This is a genomic window from Rhodoferax sp. ZS1R8, from assembly GCF_056521325.1.
This window is the reverse complement of the sequence record NZ_JBWMBA010000003.1, coordinates 152207-168409: the sequence shown is the minus strand read 5'-3', so window position 1 is coordinate 168409 and position 16203 is coordinate 152207. Positions and strand designations below refer to the sequence as shown.

Annotated in this window: 17 protein-coding genes; 12 read left to right on the top strand and 5 right to left on the bottom strand. The window is 60.7% G+C overall.

Features of this window, described 5'->3' with window-relative positions; genetic code table 11:
* Nucleotides 1-9: 9 nt before the first annotated feature.
* Nucleotides 10-819, bottom strand: coding sequence for a GntR family transcriptional regulator (locus tag AC097P_RS11675; RefSeq protein ID WP_479610587.1), 810 nt, complete (start codon nt 817-819; stop codon nt 10-12).
* 190 nt (nt 820-1009) lie between these two features.
* Here AC097P_RS11675 and AC097P_RS11670 point away from each other — a divergent pair, with 190 nt between their 5' ends.
* The 6 genes from AC097P_RS11670 (at nt 1010) to AC097P_RS11645 (ending at nt 8555) form a co-directional block, all read left to right on the top strand.
* The gene (locus tag AC097P_RS11670) at nt 1010-1996 is read left to right on the top strand and encodes a malate dehydrogenase (protein ID WP_479610586.1); all 987 of its coding nucleotides are present in this window, start codon (nt 1010-1012) and stop codon (nt 1994-1996) included.
* A gap of 121 nt (nt 1997-2117) precedes the next feature.
* Nucleotides 2118-3173, top strand: coding sequence for an HpcH/HpaI aldolase/citrate lyase family protein (locus tag AC097P_RS11665; protein ID WP_479610585.1), 1056 nt, complete (start codon nt 2118-2120; stop codon nt 3171-3173).
* Nucleotides 3174-3193: 20 nt separating this feature from the next.
* Nucleotides 3194-3793 carry a hypothetical protein gene (locus AC097P_RS11660; protein ID WP_479610584.1) on the top strand — a complete coding sequence of 200 codons (600 nt, stop codon included), beginning with the start codon at nt 3194-3196 and terminating at the stop codon, nt 3791-3793.
* Between the two features lie 68 nt (nt 3794-3861).
* A complete protein-coding gene (locus AC097P_RS11655; protein WP_479610583.1) occupies nt 3862-6471 on the top strand; it encodes a bifunctional aconitate hydratase 2/2-methylisocitrate dehydratase in 2610 nt (869 codons plus the stop codon).
* 403 nt (nt 6472-6874) lie between these two features.
* Nucleotides 6875-7522 carry a DUF47 domain-containing protein gene (locus AC097P_RS11650; RefSeq protein WP_479610582.1) on the top strand — a complete coding sequence of 216 codons (648 nt, stop codon included), beginning with the start codon at nt 6875-6877 and terminating at the stop codon, nt 7520-7522.
* A 22-nt stretch (nt 7523-7544) separates the two neighbouring features.
* Nucleotides 7545-8555, top strand: a complete 1011-nt coding sequence (locus tag AC097P_RS11645; protein WP_479610581.1) for an inorganic phosphate transporter — start codon at nt 7545-7547, stop codon at nt 8553-8555.
* Here AC097P_RS11645 and AC097P_RS11640 read toward each other — a convergent pair.
* Nucleotides 8536-9009 (bottom strand): hypothetical protein, encoded by a 474-nt coding sequence (locus tag AC097P_RS11640; protein WP_479610580.1) that lies wholly within the window; start codon nt 9007-9009, stop codon nt 8536-8538. The genes AC097P_RS11645 and AC097P_RS11640 overlap by 20 nt on opposite strands.
* Nucleotides 9006-9539, bottom strand: coding sequence for an N-acetyltransferase family protein (locus tag AC097P_RS11635; protein ID WP_479610579.1), 534 nt, complete (start codon nt 9537-9539; stop codon nt 9006-9008). The genes AC097P_RS11640 and AC097P_RS11635 overlap by 4 nt, the downstream gene beginning before the upstream one ends.
* A gap of 129 nt (nt 9540-9668) precedes the next feature.
* On the opposite strand from AC097P_RS11635, the gene rpsP reads away from it, so the two are divergent.
* The 6 genes from rpsP (at nt 9669) to AC097P_RS11605 (ending at nt 13534) form a co-directional block, all read left to right on the top strand.
* Nucleotides 9669-9920 (top strand): 30S ribosomal protein S16, encoded by a 252-nt coding sequence (gene rpsP, locus AC097P_RS11630; protein WP_209396792.1) that lies wholly within the window; start codon nt 9669-9671, stop codon nt 9918-9920.
* A gap of 55 nt (nt 9921-9975) precedes the next feature.
* Complete coding sequence (gene rimM / locus AC097P_RS11625; RefSeq protein ID WP_479610578.1) at nt 9976-10539, top strand: ribosome maturation factor RimM; 564 nt, start codon at nt 9976-9978, stop codon at nt 10537-10539.
* 10 nt (nt 10540-10549) lie between these two features.
* Entirely contained in the window at nt 10550-11296 is a 747-nt protein-coding gene (gene trmD / locus AC097P_RS11620; protein ID WP_479610577.1) for a tRNA (guanosine(37)-N1)-methyltransferase TrmD, read from the top strand.
* Between the two features lie 116 nt (nt 11297-11412).
* Complete coding sequence (gene rplS, locus AC097P_RS11615; protein ID WP_295777684.1) at nt 11413-11787, top strand: 50S ribosomal protein L19; 375 nt, start codon at nt 11413-11415, stop codon at nt 11785-11787.
* Between the two features lie 55 nt (nt 11788-11842).
* Complete coding sequence (locus AC097P_RS11610) at nt 11843-12532, top strand: CoA pyrophosphatase (RefSeq protein ID WP_479610576.1); 690 nt, start codon at nt 11843-11845, stop codon at nt 12530-12532.
* Between the two features lie 81 nt (nt 12533-12613).
* A complete protein-coding gene (locus tag AC097P_RS11605; protein WP_479610575.1) occupies nt 12614-13534 on the top strand; it encodes a CobD/CbiB family protein in 921 nt (306 codons plus the stop codon).
* A gap of 329 nt (nt 13535-13863) precedes the next feature.
* On the opposite strand, the gene rsgA is transcribed toward AC097P_RS11605, so the two are convergent.
* Together rsgA and AC097P_RS11595 are read right to left on the bottom strand one after the other, a co-directional pair.
* Nucleotides 13864-14823 carry a ribosome small subunit-dependent GTPase A gene (gene rsgA / locus AC097P_RS11600; RefSeq protein WP_479610574.1) on the bottom strand — a complete coding sequence of 320 codons (960 nt, stop codon included), beginning with the start codon at nt 14821-14823 and terminating at the stop codon, nt 13864-13866.
* A gap of 67 nt (nt 14824-14890) precedes the next feature.
* Nucleotides 14891-16183 carry a M48 family metallopeptidase gene (locus tag AC097P_RS11595; RefSeq protein ID WP_479610573.1) on the bottom strand — a complete coding sequence of 431 codons (1293 nt, stop codon included), beginning with the start codon at nt 16181-16183 and terminating at the stop codon, nt 14891-14893.
* Nucleotides 16184-16203: the final 20 nt, after the last annotated feature.

Below are 16203 nucleotides of genomic sequence, written 5' to 3'. Positions count from 1 at the left end.
TTAACCTGGTCAATTTAGCGCATTTCGATAGTAATGCTTGCTGGTCAGGTACAAGCCCCGGCGCATTTCCATAGGCGCATCGTTGTAGGTGTAGGCGATGCGTTCCACGCTGAGCAGCGGGGTCTGTGCATCTGTTTTCAGCAGTTCGCATTGCTCGGCATCTGGCAACACGGCCCGGATTTTTTCCTCGGCGCGGACCATGCGGACATCAAATTCAGTCTCAAACAGCGCATACATCGGGCCGTTGTAGTCCCGTAGGCGCTCCGCGGTCAAGCCTTTAAAGGGCGCTGCCGGGAGCCACAGGTCTTCCAGGATGGTTGGCGTGGCGGCAAACGACAGCACGCGACGGACTTGCAACACGGCGTCACCGGTACGGATAGCCAAGGCTTTGGCCACCTCGACCGAGGCACGCGTGCGCTTGCAGTCGATGATGTGGCGCTGCGCCGGGCCCTCACTGCTGGGGTCGCCATTGTCGGGAATCAGCTTCAGAAATCGGTACTGGATCTGGCGCTCGGCATGGGTGGCAACAAAAGTGCCCTTGCCCTGGCGGCGGACCAGTAGGTTCTCGGACGCCAGTTCGTCAATCGCCTTGCGCACCGTGCCCTGGCTGACCTTGAAGCGACCGGCCAGCTCGATCTCGCTCGGGATGGCCGTGCTGGGCTTCCATTCGCCAGCTTGCAGGCTTTGCAGAATCAGCACCTTGATCTGCTGGTACAGCGGGCTGAAGGCCGGCGTGGGTTGTGCCGACGCAATGGATTCACCGCCCGCCGTACCGGGGGCGGCAGCGCTGTCGTTGTGCAAAGAGGGCGTGGCGGACATGGAAATGGCGTGTGGAAGTCAGCTGGGGGTCAGCTTGGATCTTAGTGCAATCATATCTTATATAAGACATAAGACAAATTGACTTCGCGACTATTTCGAGGGTAAACTCGGAGACATTCTGAAGGATTCAGCCTTTTGCTTGGGTCCCCGGACAGTCGCCGTTTTTACAACACTTCCTGGAGTTATCACCATGAGCAAAAAGCCCGTTCGCGTCGCCGTTACCGGAGCCGCCGGTCAAATCGGATACGCCATTCTGTTCCGCATCGCCTCGGGCGAAATGCTGGGCAAAGACCAGCCTGTGGTGCTGAGCCTGTTGGAAGTGCCGGTTGAGAAGGCCCAGCAAGCCCTGCAAGGCGTGATCATGGAGTTGCAAGATTGCGCATTCCCCCTGCTGGTGGGCATTGAAGCGCACAGCGATCCGCTGGCCGCGTTCAAGGATGTGGACTATGCACTGCTGATCGGTTCGCGCCCGCGTGGCCCCGGCATGGAGCGTGCCGAACTGCTGGCCGTCAACGCCGAAATCTTTACCGCCCAAGGCAAGGCCCTGGACAAGGTTGCCAGCCGTAACGTCAAGGTGCTGGTCGTCGGCAACCCCGCCAACACCAATGCCTACATCGCGATGAAGAGCGCGCCCAGCCTGCCACGCAAGAACTTCACCGCCATGCTGCGCCTGGACCACAACCGTGCCCTGAGCCAGATCGCCGCCAAGACCGGCAAGGCCGTGGCCGATATCGAAAAAATGACCGTGTGGGGCAACCACTCGCCGACGATGTACGCCGACTACCGCTTCGCCACCATCAACGGTGAGAGCGTCAAGACCATGATCAACGACGAAGTTTGGAACAAAGACACCTTCCTGCCCACCGTCGGTAAGCGCGGCGCGGCCATCATTGCTGCCCGTGGCGTGTCGTCCGCAGCGTCTGCTGCCAACGCCGCCATCGACCACATGCGCGATTGGGCCTTGGGCACCAATGGCAAGTGGGTCACGATGGGTATCCCATCGGACGGCCAGTACGGCATCCCCAAGGACACCATGTTCGGTTTTGCCGTGACCTGCGAAGGCGGCGAATACAAGCTGGTCGAAGGCCTGGAAGTGGACGCGTTCAGCCAGGAGCGCATCAACGTCACGCTGAAAGAACTGCAAGACGAGCAAGCCGGCGTCGCCCACCTGCTGTGAAATGACCCACCCCCGAAGCGCCTGCGGCGCCTCCCCCTCAAGGGGGCGCCACCAGCAGCCCGGCAAAGCCGGTTCTGCGGTGGCACGCGAGGGTGCCGCACGCGTTAGAGGGCCTGTGTAAATGCATCCGCGGGAAATCCTTCTAGGCGCCCAGGGCGCGACAGGCTTGTTACCTGTTTGCGACCACTACAGCGGTGTCGAAGCGCGGATGGTCAAGAGCCTGCAACTGCAGGCAGAAATGACCCAGGAGTTCGGCGTTTGCGTCTTTGACGTGACGCTGGACTGCGAAGACGGAGCTCCCGTAGGCGGCGAGCGTGATCAGGCAAATCTGGTTGCAGCCCTCGCCAGCCGCGCGCAAGCAGCTCCTGAATTGATAGCAAGAAAGCTGACGCGACGTGTAGGCGTTCGTCTGCATGCGGTGGACCACCCAGCCTTTTCGGCCGATGTGCACATCGTCGTGGGTGGGGCAGCCCAATCCTTGAGTTACATCATGGTTCCCAAGGTGGAATCGCTGGCCGATGTGCAAACTGCCGTCGCCGCCATCGATGCCGCCGTGCGCCCTGGCCAGCGGGACGGCGATTTGCCACTGCACGTGTTGATAGAGTCGCCAGCCGCGGCACACCGCGCGTTTGAGATTGCCGCCCATCCTAGGGTGGAGTCCCTCAGCTTCGGTTTGATGGATTTCGTGTCGGCCCACGCCGGCGCCATTCCCCACACGGCCATGGGCGTGCGCACGGCGGAGGATGGCCAGACGCTGGACCAATTCCACCATCCATTGGTCGTGCGGGCCAAGCTGGACATTGCCAGTGCCTGCCACGCGGCCGGCAAGGTGCCTTCCCACTGCGTGGTGACCGAATTACGCGATGCCAGCGTCGTTGAGCGCGCTGCCCAGACTGCGGCCACGTCCTTTGGCTACACGCGCATGTGGAGCATCCACCCGTCGCAGATCCGGCCCATCCTGCGGGCATTTACGCCGTCGGAAGCCGACATCGGTTTGGCCGCGCGGATCATCGCGCAAGCCAGCGCTGCTGATTGGGCGCCTATTGCGGTTGATGGCAAGTTGCATGACCGTGCCAGCTTCCGGTATTTCTGGCAGGTGCTGGAGCGGGCCTGCCAAACCGGTTGCGCACTGCCTGAGTCTGTGCGCCAGTATTTCCCGTCTCGGGTTCACCATTAAAAAAACGAGGACACATCTACATGACGAAACTATTCACACCTGGCCTGCTTCTGTTGGCAATGGCCGTGGCCTTTCCTGCCGCCGCGGCGGACAAAGCTGCCAGCAAACCGGTAGCAAAGGCCACCCATGCGCCTGCCAAGCACGCCGAGCCCAAGGTCCTGGAGCCGGTGGTCCTATCCGCCGAGCAACTGGCCATTTCCAATCGGGTGCTGGTCGGCAAGATCAACTGCGAACTGGGTGCCGTGGTCACGATGACGAACGATGAACATTCGCCTGGCCGTTTTTTCCTGGACATGGCCAGCAAGCGTTACGTGCTGCTGCCGGTGGTGACCAGCACCGGAGCCGTGCGGCTGGAAGAAGAGTCCAGTGGCGCGGTATGGCTGCAGCTGGGCAACAAGTCCATGTTGATGAACCAGAAAGAGGGCAAGCGCCTGGCCGATGACTGCATGAACCCTGACCAGTTGCTGGTAGCCCAGGCGCTGGAGCGCAACCCCCAGCCAGGTTTGCTGGACGCCCCCAAGGACGCGCTGGTGCCGATCGGCGCCGGTGGACCGGTGCAGGAATTGGTGCCCAACCCGGAGCCACCACCCAAGGCCAAGGGCAAGAAGAAATCAAAATAGATAGCAGGCTACGCCCATTCCACGAGGGCTAGCGAGTAATTTGTGTTGCATAAGAAGGAGTGAATACGATGTTGAAAGCCTACCGTGACCATGTGGCCGAACGTGCTGCCCTGGGCATCCCACCGCTGCCCTTGTCAGCCCAGCAAACCGCCGAGTTGATCGAGCTGTTGAAGGCGCCGCCAGCGGGCGAAGAAGCCTTTTTGGTGGAGCTGATCACCCACCGCGTACCCGCCGGCGTGGACGATGCGGCCAAGGTCAAGGCCAGCTACCTGGCCGCCGTGGCGCACGGCACGGAGATCTGCTCGCTGATCAGCCGCGCACGTGCGACTGAACTGTTGGGCACCATGCTGGGTGGCTACAACATCAGCCCGTTGGTCGATCTGCTGGACGACGTGTCCGTGGGCTCGCAAGCCGCCGAGGGCCTGAAGAAGACCTTGCTGATGTTCGACCAGTTCCACGACGTCAAGGAAAAGGCCGACAAGGGCAACGCCAATGCCCAGGCCGTGCTGCAAAGCTGGGCCGATGCCGAGTGGTTTACCAGCCGCCCGGAAGTGCCAGCCAGCATCACGCTGACAGTATTCAAGGTCGCCGGTGAAATCAATACCGACGATCTGTCGCCCGCGCCCGATGCCTTCAGCCGCCCCGACATTCCGATGCACGCGCTGGCCATGCACAAGAACGCACGCCCCGGCATCGTGCCCGAGGAAGACGGCAAGCGCGGCCCGGTCAAGTTCATTGAAAGCCTGAAGGCCAAGGGCAACCTCGTAGCCTATGTGGGTGACGTGGTGGGCACAGGCTCATCGCGCAAGTCGGCCACCAACTCCGTGCTGTGGTTCACCGGCGAAGACATTCCCTTTGTGCCAAACAAGCGTTTTGGTGGCGTGTGTCTGGGCAGCAAGATTGCTCCGATTTTCTACAACACCATGGAAGACTCCGGCGCATTGCCGATCGAGTTGGACGTGAGCCAGATGGAGATGGGTGACGTCATCGAACTGCGCCCCTACGACGGCAAGGCGTTGAAGGATGGCAAAGTGATTGCCGAGTTCACGGTCAAGAGCGAGGTGTTGTTTGACGAAGTGCGTGCTGGTGGCCGCATTCCGCTGATCATTGGCCGTGGCCTCACCACCAAGGCGCGCGAAGCGCTGGGCCTGCCGGTCAGCACGCTGTTCCGTTTGCCACACAACCCGGCCAATACGCACAAGGGTTTCACTCTGGCGCAAAAAATGGTCGGTCGCGCCTGCGGTCTGCCAGTCGTCAACGGCAACCAGCAAGGTGTGCGTCCTGGCACCTACTGCGAGCCCAAGATGACCAGTGTGGGTTCGCAAGACACAACCGGCCCCATGACCCGCGACGAGTTGAAAGACCTGGCCTGCCTGGGCTTCAGCGCTGATCTGGTCATGCAATCCTTCTGCCACACGGCTGCTTATCCCAAGCCCGTGGACGTGAAGATGCACCACGAGTTGCCTGACTTCATCAGCACCCGTGGCGGCGTGCCCCTGCGTCCCGGTGACGGCATCATCCACAGTTGGTTGAACCGCATGCTGCTGCCCGACACCGTGGGCACCGGCGGCGACAGCCACACCCGTTTCCCCATTGGCATCAGCTTCCCAGCAGGTTCCGGGTTGGTGGCGTTTGGCGCGGCCACGGGTGTTATGCCTTTGGACATGCCCGAGTCCGTGCTGGTCCGTTTCAAGGGCAAGATGCAGCCTGGTGTCACGCTGCGTGATTTGGTCAATGCCATTCCGCTGTACGCCATCAAGGCCGGTCTGCTGACCGTGGCCAAGCAGGGCAAGAAGAACATCTTCTCGGGCCGCATTTTGGAAATCGAAGGTCTGCCAGATCTGAAGGTAGAGCAGGCTTTCGAGTTGAGCGACGCCTCGGCCGAGCGCAGCGCCGGTGGTTGCACCGTGCACCTGAACAAGGAACCCATCATCGAATACATCAACAGCAACATCACGATGTTGAAGTGGATGATCGCGACGGGTTACTCCGATGTGCGCACCATCAACCGCCGCATCAAGGCGATGGAAGCCTGGTTGGCCGATCCCCAGTTGCTCAAGGGCGATGCGGATGCGGAATACGCTGCTGTTATCGAGATCGATCTGGCCGACATCCACGAACCTATCGTGGCTTGCCCCAATGATCCGGACGATGTGAAGACCTTGTCCGAAGTGGCTGGCGCTGCGATTGACGAAGTGTTCATCGGCTCGTGCATGACCAATATAGGCCATTTCCGCGCAGCGTCCAAGCTGTTGGAAAACAAGCGCGACATCCCGGTCAAGCTGTGGATGGCGCCGCCGACCAAGATGGACGCCAAGCAGTTGACCGAAGAAGGCCACTATGGGGTATTGGGCTCTGCAGGCGCGCGTATGGAAATGCCGGGTTGCAGCCTGTGCATGGGTAACCAGGCGCAGGTGAAGGAGGGCGCGACGGTGTTCTCCACCTCTACCCGCAACTTCCCCAACCGTTTGGGCAAGAACAGCAATGTGTACCTGGGTTCCGCCGAGTTGGCCGCCATCTGTTCCAAGCTGGGGCGCATTCCGACCAAGGTTGAGTACATGGCCGACATGGGCGTCTTGACCGCAGCCAGCGACAAGATTTACCAGTACCTGAACTTTGACCAGGTTAAGGATTACACCGATATGGCTAATACGGTGAAGGATGGTGTGCCGGCGTAAGCCTTCCACTTTTCGTTCGATCCCGAAGCCCCGTGGTGCAAGCTGCGGGGCTTTTGTTTTGTGTCACGGTTTTGTTTCCCGCCCGCATCAGGCCAGGGGTGGCCGTTTTGCTCCGTGTCCCCCGCCCTTCGGGCTCCTCCTTTACCTGCGCAAAACGGCCACCCCTGGCCTGATGCTCGAGGGTCGTTGGGGGCCAAGGCTGCGTGTAAAGCCAGTAACGCACTCAAACTCGGAGGATCAGTCGGCCTAGGCGTTTTGCGCAGGTTAAGGAGGAGGGCGAAGCCTGGGGGACACGGAGCAAAACGCCTAGGCCGACTGGTCCGGAGCCAGAGCCAACCGGGGCCGGTTAAACTGCGCCGTCATGAAAATGTCATGAATTTGTTGTTAGGTTGAAGGAATCGCGATGTTGTTTGGAAAACTCCTGCCCCGTGAAGGCAATTTTTTTGAGATGTTCAACCAGCACGCGGACCGCATCGTGGAGGCTGCACATGCGTTTTCCCGGCTGGTGGCCAACTACAACGACCTGGATTTGCGTGCCAAATACAACCAGGAAGTGGACGACGCCGAACGCGCGGCCGACCGTGTCACGCACGAGTGCAACAAAGCCATCCACATCACCTTCATCACGCCCATTGACCGCGAGCAGATCCACTCGCTGATCAACACCATGGACGACGTGGCAGACCTGATCCAGGACTCTGCCGAAACCATGGCCCTGTACGACGTGCGCCACATGACCGAAGAAATCGTGCGCCTGACCGACCTCAGCGTGAAATGTTGCGAGCGCCTGCGCGACGCGGTCAAGCTGCTGGGCCATATCGCCGAGCCCAATACCGCCGAAGCTGCGCTGAAAACCTGCGAAGAAATTGACCGCCTGGAGTCTGACGCTGACCGCGTGATGCGGACCGCGATGAGCAAGCTGTTCCGCGAAGAGCCAGACGTGCGCGAGCTGATCAAGCTCAAGGCGATTTATGAGCTGTTGGAAACCATCACCGACAAGTGTGAAGACGTAGCCAACGTGATCGAGGGCATCATCCTCGAGAACTCCTGATTTGTTACTGACAAGCACCGCTATGGAAATCGTACCAACGGCCCTGTGGGTAGTCGTGATGCTGGTCGTGCTGGCATTGTTGTTTGACTTCATGAACGGCTTCCACGATGCCGCCAATTCGATCGCAACGGTGGTATCCACTGGCGTGCTGAAGCCCGGGCAGGCCATTCTGTTCGCCGCATTTTTTAATGTGGTGGCCATCTTCATATTCCAGCTCAGCGTGGCTGCCACTGTGGGCAAGGGCATCGTGCAGCCCGGTGTTGTTGATACCCATGTCGTGTTTGGTGCGTTGCTGGGTGCCATTACCTGGAATGTGATTACCTGGTACTACGGCATACCCAGCAGTTCGTCGCACGCGCTGATTGGTGGCATTGTTGGTGCGGTGATTGCCAAATCGGGTGCGGGCACCCTGCTGTCTGCCGGTATTTTGAAAACAGTAGTGTTCATTTTCGTGTCGCCACTGCTGGGCTTTTTGCTGGGATCGCTGATGATGGTGGCCGTGGCATGGATATTTCGCCGGACCCGGCCGTCCAAGGTGGACAAATGGTTCCGGCGTTTGCAATTGGTGTCTGCCGGGGCCTATAGCCTAGGACACGGCGGTAACGATGCGCAAAAGACGATTGGCATTATCTGGATGCTGCTCATCGCGACGGGCTACACCGCGGCTGGGGCGACGTCGCCCCCCACCTGGGTCATTCTGTGCTGCTACACGGCCATCGGCGCCGGCACCATGTTCGGTGGCTGGCGCATCGTGAAGACCATGGGCCAGAAGATCACCAAGCTTAAACCGGTGGGCGGTTTCTGTGCGGAGACCGGTGGCGCCATCACGCTGTTCCTGGCGACCGCCATGGGCATCCCGGTGTCTACCACGCACACCATCACCGGTGCGATTGTGGGCGTGGGCTCCACGCAGCGCGCCAGCGCCGTGCGTTGGGGCGTGGCGGGCAACATTGTGTGGGCCTGGATCTTCACGATACCGGCCAGCGCCTTCATGGCTGCGGTAGCTTACTGGATCAGTCTGCAGATTTTTTAGTCAGGTTGGGCTGAGAAATCAGCTTGGCCTCTTCGATCTGGTACTCAAAGTAGCGCTGGAAGCTGAAGGCCAGACTGGCCATCAGCACCGTAGTGCCTAGCAGTAGGGATACGACTAAGGCGCCAATGGTCAGCCAATTGGTTTGCCCTGCAGGAGCCTCGGGCCCCGAGCCGGGGTTGAATCGGGCGTTCCATTTTTCGGCGGCCATCAGGCCGTAGACCAGCGCATTGATGGCGCAGGCAGCAATGGTTAGTCCCAGCAGGGGAATCAGTACCCAGCTCCATTGGTCTTCCAGACCGAATGTGCGGGCGCGGTACACACCGTAGATGCCCAACAGCGTAGGCAGGGGCAGCAGCCACAACAGGCGATCCGCGATTCCAAACAGGTATAGCCGGTGCAGGCCAAGCGGGCCGCCTGCAAAGGTCAGCCAAGTGGCCAGGGTTTTGTTTTTCATGTCCCGGATTGTGCCGGAGCCTGTGTGCTGCCCAGGCCGATGACGCGGTCCATCAACACCACGTCCAGCCAGCGGTCGAACTTCCAACCGCAGTTGGCCAGTACGCCAACCGGCTGAAAGCCGCAGGCCTTGTGCACACCTACCGAGCCCAGGTTCGCAGAGTCGCCGATCACGGCGATGAGTTTACGGACGCCGGCACGCTCGGCCTGCGCCATCAGCTCTTCCAGCAGCAGGCGACCCAGGCCTTTGCCCGCGGCGGCGGGGGCCAGGTAAATGGAGTCTTCAGCTGAGAAACGGTAGGCCGGGCGGGGCTTGAACCAGTTGCAGTAGGCAAAACCCAACACTTCACCCGCGGTCTCTACCACCAGGTAGGGCAGGCCTTTGGACAGCACGTCGGCACGCCGTGATGCCATGTCCTGCTCAGTGGGCGGCGTAGTCTCAAATGTGCCCGTGCCGTGCAGCACGTGGTGCGTGTAAATGGCGGAGATGGCGGCTATGTCGGAATCCCGGCTGGGACGAATCATTGTCATGGGGTGGTATCAGGTTATAATGGAGAGCTATTCAGAGTGTCACTGGCCGGGTGGCCAGTTGCGTGTCTCAACTTTGAATTTAATGGTTGAAATTAAAGAAATTAGTTTCGGCCACCCAAAGGATAAATCATGGTCGTCATTCGACTCGCCCGTGGCGGTGCAAAAGCACGCCCGTTTTTCAATATTGTTGTGGCTGACAAGCGCACACGCCGTGATGGTCGTTTCATCGAGCGCATCGGTTTTTACAACCCCATCGCAACCGCCAGCGAAGAGAGCATCCGCATTGCGCAGGATCGCTTGACTTACTGGAAGGGCGTTGGCGCCCAGGCTTCCCCCACTGTGGAACGCCTGATCAACCAAGCCGCCAAGAAGGCCGCTTAATAAGCCACTGTGCCGTGACGAGGGTCTAGCACCCTCCGACCGGCGCCTTACGCGCATGCTCACCGGACTCGAAGCTGCTGAATTACCAGCAGATGCCATTGAAGTCGGACGGATTGCGGACGCGTGGGGCATCAAGGGTTGGTTCAAAGTCCTGCCCTACAGCGCCGATCCCGAGGCGCTTTTTTCTTCCAAACGTTGGTTCTTGCTGCCCACCGAGCGCGGGGCGCAGACGTTCACGGGCGTCGCCAGCCTGTCCGTCAAGGAGGCCAAGGAACACTCCGATACCGTCGTCGCTACTGCCCATGGCGTGGATGACCGCACGGCGGCCGAGGCTCTGCGTGGCTCCCGTATTTTTGTCTCGCGCTCCAGTTTTCCGACGGCCGCCAAGGATGAGTACTACTGGGTCGATCTGATCGGTCTGGACGTCATCAACCGTGAAGACGTGCCCCTGGGCGTCGTCAAAGAGTTGTTGTCCACCGGCGCACAAACGGTGCTGGTGATGGAATACCAGGAAGACGGCAAAACTGCTGAGCGCATGATCCCGTTTGTCTCCGCCTACGTGGACGATGTGGACCTGAAGGCACGCCGCATCCGCGTGGACTGGCAAGCCGACTACTGAGTTTCCGCGTATGCGCTTCGACGTCATCACGCTGTTCCCGGAACTCTTCGCCCCGTTTCTATCGGTAGGTATCACCCGTCGGGCCTATGAGTCTGGCCAGGTGGATGTGCAATGCACCAACCCCCGTGACTTCGCCACCGGCAACTACCGCCGTGTTGACGACCGTCCCTTTGGCGGCGGCCCCGGCATGGTCATGATAGCGCAGCCGCTGGAGCTGGCCTTGGCCCACATCCGCTCCCAGCGCACCGACAGTGCACCCGTAGTGCTGTTCTCTCCCATAGGCAAACGGCTGGATCACGCTGCCGTACAACGCTGGTCCACCAGCAGTGGTGCCATCCTGGTGTGCGGCCGTTACGAAGGCATTGACCAACGGTTCATTGACACGCAGGTGGACGAGCAAATCAGTCTGGGCGATTTTGTGCTGTCGGGCGGTGAAGTGCCGGCTATCGCCTTGCTGGATGCTGTGGCGCGCTTGCAACCGGGCGTGTTGTCAGACTCTGACAGCCACCACATGGACAGCTTCAATCCCTCTTTGGATGGTCTGCTGGATTGCCCGCACTACACGCGGCCCGAAGAGTGGGCGGGTGTTGGTGTGCCGGATGTTTTGATGTCTGGCCACCATGGGCAGATTGAGCGCTGGCGCCGCGACCAGCGGCTCAAGCTGACGGCCCAGCATCGCCCCGATCTGCTGGACGTTGCCCGCGCTGCCGGGCTGCTCAGCCGCCAAGATGAGGCTGTATTGCGGGACCAGGGCTGAACTTGCTATAATGCAAGGCTAACCAGATCCTCTGTACGGCCAAAGTAGCGTATTTTCTGAATACCCTGACTTCGCGCCATTCGGTGCCGGCGCATGCAAGATCACGAAAGAAAATCATGAACCTGATCCAAATTCTTGAGCAAGAAGAAATTGCTCGCCTCGGCAAGACCATCCCCGAATTCGCACCTGGCGACACTGTTGTTGTCAGCGTGAACGTGGTCGAAGGCAGCCGCAAGCGCGTGCAGGCCTACGAAGGTGTTGTGATCGCCAAGCGCAATCGCGGCCTGAACAGCGGCTTCATCGTTCGCAAGATCTCCAGCGGTGAAGGCGTCGAGCGTACGTTCCAAACTTACAGCCCGCTGATCGCCGGCATCGAAGTCAAGCGCCGCGGTGACGTGCGCCGTGCCAAGCTGTACTACCTGCGTGACCGCAGCGGCAAGTCGGCACGTATCAAGGAAAAGCTGCCAGCCAAGAAGACAGCGGCTGTTTAATACAAGCCTTTGCCTTCAGCAAAACCGCCCGGCGCAAGCTTGTGGCGGTTTTTTTATGACTTCACCACCTTCACCCCCGCTGAACTTTGATCCGCGCCAGGTGCCGATCGTCGGCGTGGACGATCACCTGCCCAAAGTGCCGGCACAGGCCCTGCAGGCGCAGGCGCTGGTGCAGCGCTTCGCCAGCGCGCAGGCTTGGACGCCCGAGCTGTTGGCCGAGCCACGCTTCTCGCAGCGCGCACCCGTTCATGCGTCCGTGCTGATACCTCTGGTCATGCGCGACAGCGGCCTGACCGTGCTGCTGACCGAGCGCACCACGCATTTGTCCAGCCATTCGGGCCAGGTCGCATTCCCTGGCGGCAAGGCCGACCCCGAAGATGCAGACGCCGTGGACACTGCGCTGCGCGAGGCCGAAGAAGAAATCGGCCTGGAGCGCCGTTTCGTGCAGGTGCTGGGCTCCTTGCCCATCTACACCACGGGCAGCGCCTTTCTGGTGACCCCTGTCGTTGCCCTGGTCGATCCTGCCCACCGCGTGACGCCCAATCCGCACGAAGTGGCCGACGTATTCGAAATCCCCTTGAGCTTTCTGATGGACCCTGCCAACCACCGCCGCCACGCCGTGGAATGGGCTGGTGCCACGCGCGAGTGGCTGTCCATGCCCTACGTTGACGCCACCGCAGAGCGATTCGTGTGGGGTGCTACTGCGGGCATGTTGCGCAACCTCTACCGTTTCCTGCTCTCCTGAGCGCCTTGCCGCGCAGACCGTAGCGCAGTTGCATGCTGTCCTCACGCGATTGGGCGCTGTGTGGGTCGCTATCATTGCCCCATGAGTTTTCTCTCCATACTATTTGCGTTGCTGCTGGAGCAGGCGCGGCCCTTGGGGCAGGGCAACCCCGTGCATTTGGGCGTGCGCAGTTGGGTGCGCTGGGTCATTCGCAACCTGGATACCGGCAAGCCCCACCACAGCTGGCTGGCATGGTGGATTGCTGTCGTCATCCCCGCCGCACTGGTGTTCGGCGTGCACTGGCTGCTGGTGTGGTCCATAGGCTGGATTGCCGCTGCCGTGTGGAGCATTGGCATTTTGTATTCGACGCTGGGCTTTCGCCAATTTAGCTACCACTTCACGGCCATCCGCGATGCCCTGTTGGCCGGTGATGAAGAAATGGCCCGCAAGGAGCTGGCGCAGTGGATGCGTATGGACGTCAGCGCATTGCCGCGCAGCCAGATCGTGCGCCACGTCATCGAGCATTCGGTGCTGAACGCGCACCGCCATGTGTTTGGTGTGTTTGCCTGGTATTCACTGTTGGCTGCCCTGGGATTGGGTCCGGCAGGCGCTGTGCTGTACCGCATCGCTGAGTATGTTGCCCGCTACACCAACCGGCCCACCCGCCCGTCCAGCGCACCACTGAGCGATGCGCTCAAGACCACATCCAGCCAGGCCTGGTATGTGATGGACTGGGTGCCCGCGCGCATCACGGCGCTGGGCTTTGCCTTTGTCGGCAGCTTTGAAGAGGCGGTGGACAGCTGGCGCCAGCGCGAGGCGCAGTTCCCCGGCGACAACAACGGCGTAGTGTTGGCTGCAACGGCCGGCGCGTTGAACGTCAAATTGGGTGATGCCGAAAGCCCCGGCGCGGGTGCTACACCGCAACCGGTGCACTTGCGTGCGGTGGTGGGGCTGGTCTGGCGGACTGTCGTGATGTGGATTGTGTTTTTGGCGCTGTTGTCGTTGGCTCGGTTGTTGGGGTAGGGAGTTTTACTGGGTGGTCTTCCTTGCAGGAGGCTTCCTCACACCACCCCCTATCCCCCCCCGCCCCTTTCCACCCTCGCCAGGGCGGAAAGGGGAGCCGAACAGCCATATTTGGCCGCGTCTTCAAAGGTGGCACGTTCAACGTGTGAGATTCCAATAGCGGCCGGTGTTGGCTATCGAGCGTGTACGTCCCACCTTAAAAAACAAGGCCGAATACGGCTGTTAGGCTCCCTCTTTCGCCCCGGCGGGGGCGAGAGAGGGCGGGGGAGAGAGGGGGGGGTGTGAGGAAGCCTCCTGCAAGGCAAACCATCCAGTAAGACCCAAAAAAACTAGTACCGCTTCTCCGACAACTCCGCAAACAACCCGCTATAAATTTTGTAGCGAGTCGTGCTTATTTCATGAGGGCTAGGGGCCGAATGACCATCCGATGCCTTCTGCAGCGCAGCAATCACCCCGCAGCCCGGTTCGTGCAGATGGCTGCAGTTGTAGAACTTGCAGTTCGACGCGTGGGCCTTGATGTCTGGCATCAGGCTGGCCAGGTGCATGGGCTCAATATGGTTCAAGCCGAATTCCTGAAAACCCGGTGAATCGATGACGGCCGTGGTGCGTGCCGCTGCATCCAGCCAGTAAAGCGTGGTGCTGGTGGTCGTGTGCTTGCCGGAGTTCAGCGCGGTGGATATCGCATTGGTCAGCACCTGCGCGTTGGGGATCAAGCGGTTGATCAGCGTGCTCTTGCCCGAGCCCGACGGACCCAGCACCAGCGTTGTCTTGCCGGCCAGCACCGCATCTAGATGGTGCTCAGTCTGCGGGTGTTCGTCGGCCTTGGGTTTGAGCGCCATCGGCAGCACCGTGTAGCCCATGTCGCGGTACACGCCCATGCGTGCCCATGCGCGGCCAAACGGTTCGGCCAGATCGCTCTTGTTCAGCGCGATGATGGGGCGTATGTGCTCGGCCTCAGCCGCGATCAGTGCGCGCGCCAGCTGGCTCTCCGAAAACTCGGGTTCGGCTGCGATCAGTATCAGCACCTGGTCCAGGTTGGCGGCGAACATCTTGGTCCGGATCTCGTCCTGCCGGTAGAACAGGTTGCGCCGCGGCTGCACCTTTTCAATCGTGCCCTCGTCCTCGCTGGCCTGCCACAGCACGCGGTCGCCAACGACGGTCTGGCTCTTCTTGCCACGCGGGTGGCAGATCAGCCGACGCCCGTCGGGCGTTTCCACCCACACGTGGCGGCCGTGGCCTGCAATGACCAGGCCGGGTTCCAAAGGGGAGTGTGTTGTGGTTGCTATCATTAGTGTAGCTGGTTACGCACGCTGCACGAGGGCTACAGCCCGATTTGGCATATGGATTGGTTGCATATCAGGCGACCACAGGCTGGTTCAGAATACGGCCCAGCCGCTCCGTAGCCGGCGGGTGCGAGTAGTAGAACTGCACATAGACCGGGTCGGGTGTCAGCGTCGACGCATTGTCTTCAAACAGCTCGAGCAGTGCGCCTGCCAGCGCCGGGCCGCTGGTCTGTGTCACCGCGTAGGCGTCGGCCTCGAACTCGTGCTTGCGCGACAGCTGCGCGAACAGCGGCGCCATGAAGGTGCTCAGCAAAGGTAACACCATCATGAACAGCAGCAGGGCCAGCGCGTCGTTGGCCCCATTCAGGTTGGGCATTACCCCAAGACCGGTGAAAAACCACACCTGCTGGCTGAGCCAGCCCAGTGCGAAGAAGCCCAGCAGGCTGATCGCAAACATGGAAGCTATGCGCTTGACGATATGGCGGTGCTTGAAGTGGCCCAGCTCGTGGGCCAGCACGGCATCCACCTCAGTTGGGCTCAGCTGCGCCAGCAGCGTGTCGTAGAACACCACCCGTTTGGAGGCCCCGAAGCCGGTGAAGTAGGCATTGGCGTGGGCGCTGCGCTTGCTGCCATCCATGACGAAAAAGCCTTTGGAGGTGAAGCCGCAGCGCGCCATCAACGCCGACACGCGCTCCTTGACCCGCGGGTCTTCCAGCGGCTGGAATTTGTTGAACAGCGGTGCGATCCAGGTCGGGTAGATCAGCAGCGCCAGCAGGTTGAAGCCCATCCACACGCCCCAGACCCACAGCCACCACCACGGGCCGGTGGCGCCCATCATCCAGATGACCAGCGTGATGAAGGGTAGCCCAATCACTGCGGACAGCAGCAGCGATTTGGCGAAATCCTGCAACCACAGCTTCAGGCTGGTCTTGTTGAAGCCGAAACGCTCTTCGATGACAAAGGTCTGGTATAGCGTGAACGGCAAATCGAGCACGCCGCCAATTGCCACAAAAGCCACCAGTACAGCCACTTGCTGGGCCATGCCGTGGCCCAACAGATCGACCAGCGCCTGGTTCAACGCCGACAGGCCGCCCATCAGCGTCCACGCGACGGCAATTGCTGCGCCCCAAGCCAGCTCTAACAGCCCGAAGCGCGTCTTGGTGATGGTGTAGTCCGCGGCCTTCTGGTGGGCTGCCAGCGTGATCTTGTCGGCAAAGGCGCTGGGCACGGCACCGCGGTGCTGCGCCACATGGCGAATCTGGCGACTGGCCAACCAGAATTTGAGCACCAGGCTCAAGGTCAGGGCCAGCGCAAAGGCAATGGTGGTATTCAGGGAGGCCGCGTTGCCGGCGAAGAGGTCATTCATGGCGTAGGAGTTTAGGCCAT

What these genes read in the sequence shown, in the direction of transcription:
- AC097P_RS11675 (WP_479610587.1), bottom strand. Translation starts at nt 819, where the DNA reads ATGTCCGCCACGCCCTCTTTGCACAACGACAGCGCTGCCGCCCCCGGT.
- AC097P_RS11670 (WP_479610586.1), top strand. Translation starts at nt 1,010, where the DNA reads ATGAGCAAAAAGCCCGTTCGCGTCGCCGTTACCGGAGCCGCCGGTCAA.
- AC097P_RS11665 (WP_479610585.1), top strand. Translation starts at nt 2,118, where the DNA reads ATGCATCCGCGGGAAATCCTTCTAGGCGCCCAGGGCGCGACAGGCTTG.
- AC097P_RS11660 (WP_479610584.1), top strand. Translation starts at nt 3,194, where the DNA reads ATGACGAAACTATTCACACCTGGCCTGCTTCTGTTGGCAATGGCCGTG.
- AC097P_RS11655 (WP_479610583.1), top strand. Translation starts at nt 3,862, where the DNA reads ATGTTGAAAGCCTACCGTGACCATGTGGCCGAACGTGCTGCCCTGGGC.
- AC097P_RS11650 (WP_479610582.1), top strand. Translation starts at nt 6,875, where the DNA reads ATGTTGTTTGGAAAACTCCTGCCCCGTGAAGGCAATTTTTTTGAGATG.
- AC097P_RS11645 (WP_479610581.1), top strand. Translation starts at nt 7,545, where the DNA reads ATGGAAATCGTACCAACGGCCCTGTGGGTAGTCGTGATGCTGGTCGTG.
- AC097P_RS11640 (WP_479610580.1), bottom strand. Translation starts at nt 9,009, where the DNA reads ATGAAAAACAAAACCCTGGCCACTTGGCTGACCTTTGCAGGCGGCCCG.
- AC097P_RS11635 (WP_479610579.1), bottom strand. Translation starts at nt 9,539, where the DNA reads ATGACAATGATTCGTCCCAGCCGGGATTCCGACATAGCCGCCATCTCC.
- rpsP (WP_209396792.1), top strand. Translation starts at nt 9,669, where the DNA reads ATGGTCGTCATTCGACTCGCCCGTGGCGGTGCAAAAGCACGCCCGTTT.
- rimM (WP_479610578.1), top strand. Translation starts at nt 9,976, where the DNA reads ATGCTCACCGGACTCGAAGCTGCTGAATTACCAGCAGATGCCATTGAA.
- trmD (WP_479610577.1), top strand. Translation starts at nt 10,550, where the DNA reads ATGCGCTTCGACGTCATCACGCTGTTCCCGGAACTCTTCGCCCCGTTT.
- rplS (WP_295777684.1), top strand. Translation starts at nt 11,413, where the DNA reads ATGAACCTGATCCAAATTCTTGAGCAAGAAGAAATTGCTCGCCTCGGC.
- AC097P_RS11610 (WP_479610576.1), top strand. Translation starts at nt 11,843, where the DNA reads ATGACTTCACCACCTTCACCCCCGCTGAACTTTGATCCGCGCCAGGTG.
- AC097P_RS11605 (WP_479610575.1), top strand. Translation starts at nt 12,614, where the DNA reads ATGAGTTTTCTCTCCATACTATTTGCGTTGCTGCTGGAGCAGGCGCGG.
- rsgA (WP_479610574.1), bottom strand. Translation starts at nt 14,823, where the DNA reads ATGATAGCAACCACAACACACTCCCCTTTGGAACCCGGCCTGGTCATT.
- AC097P_RS11595 (WP_479610573.1), bottom strand. Translation starts at nt 16,183, where the DNA reads ATGAATGACCTCTTCGCCGGCAACGCGGCCTCCCTGAATACCACCATT.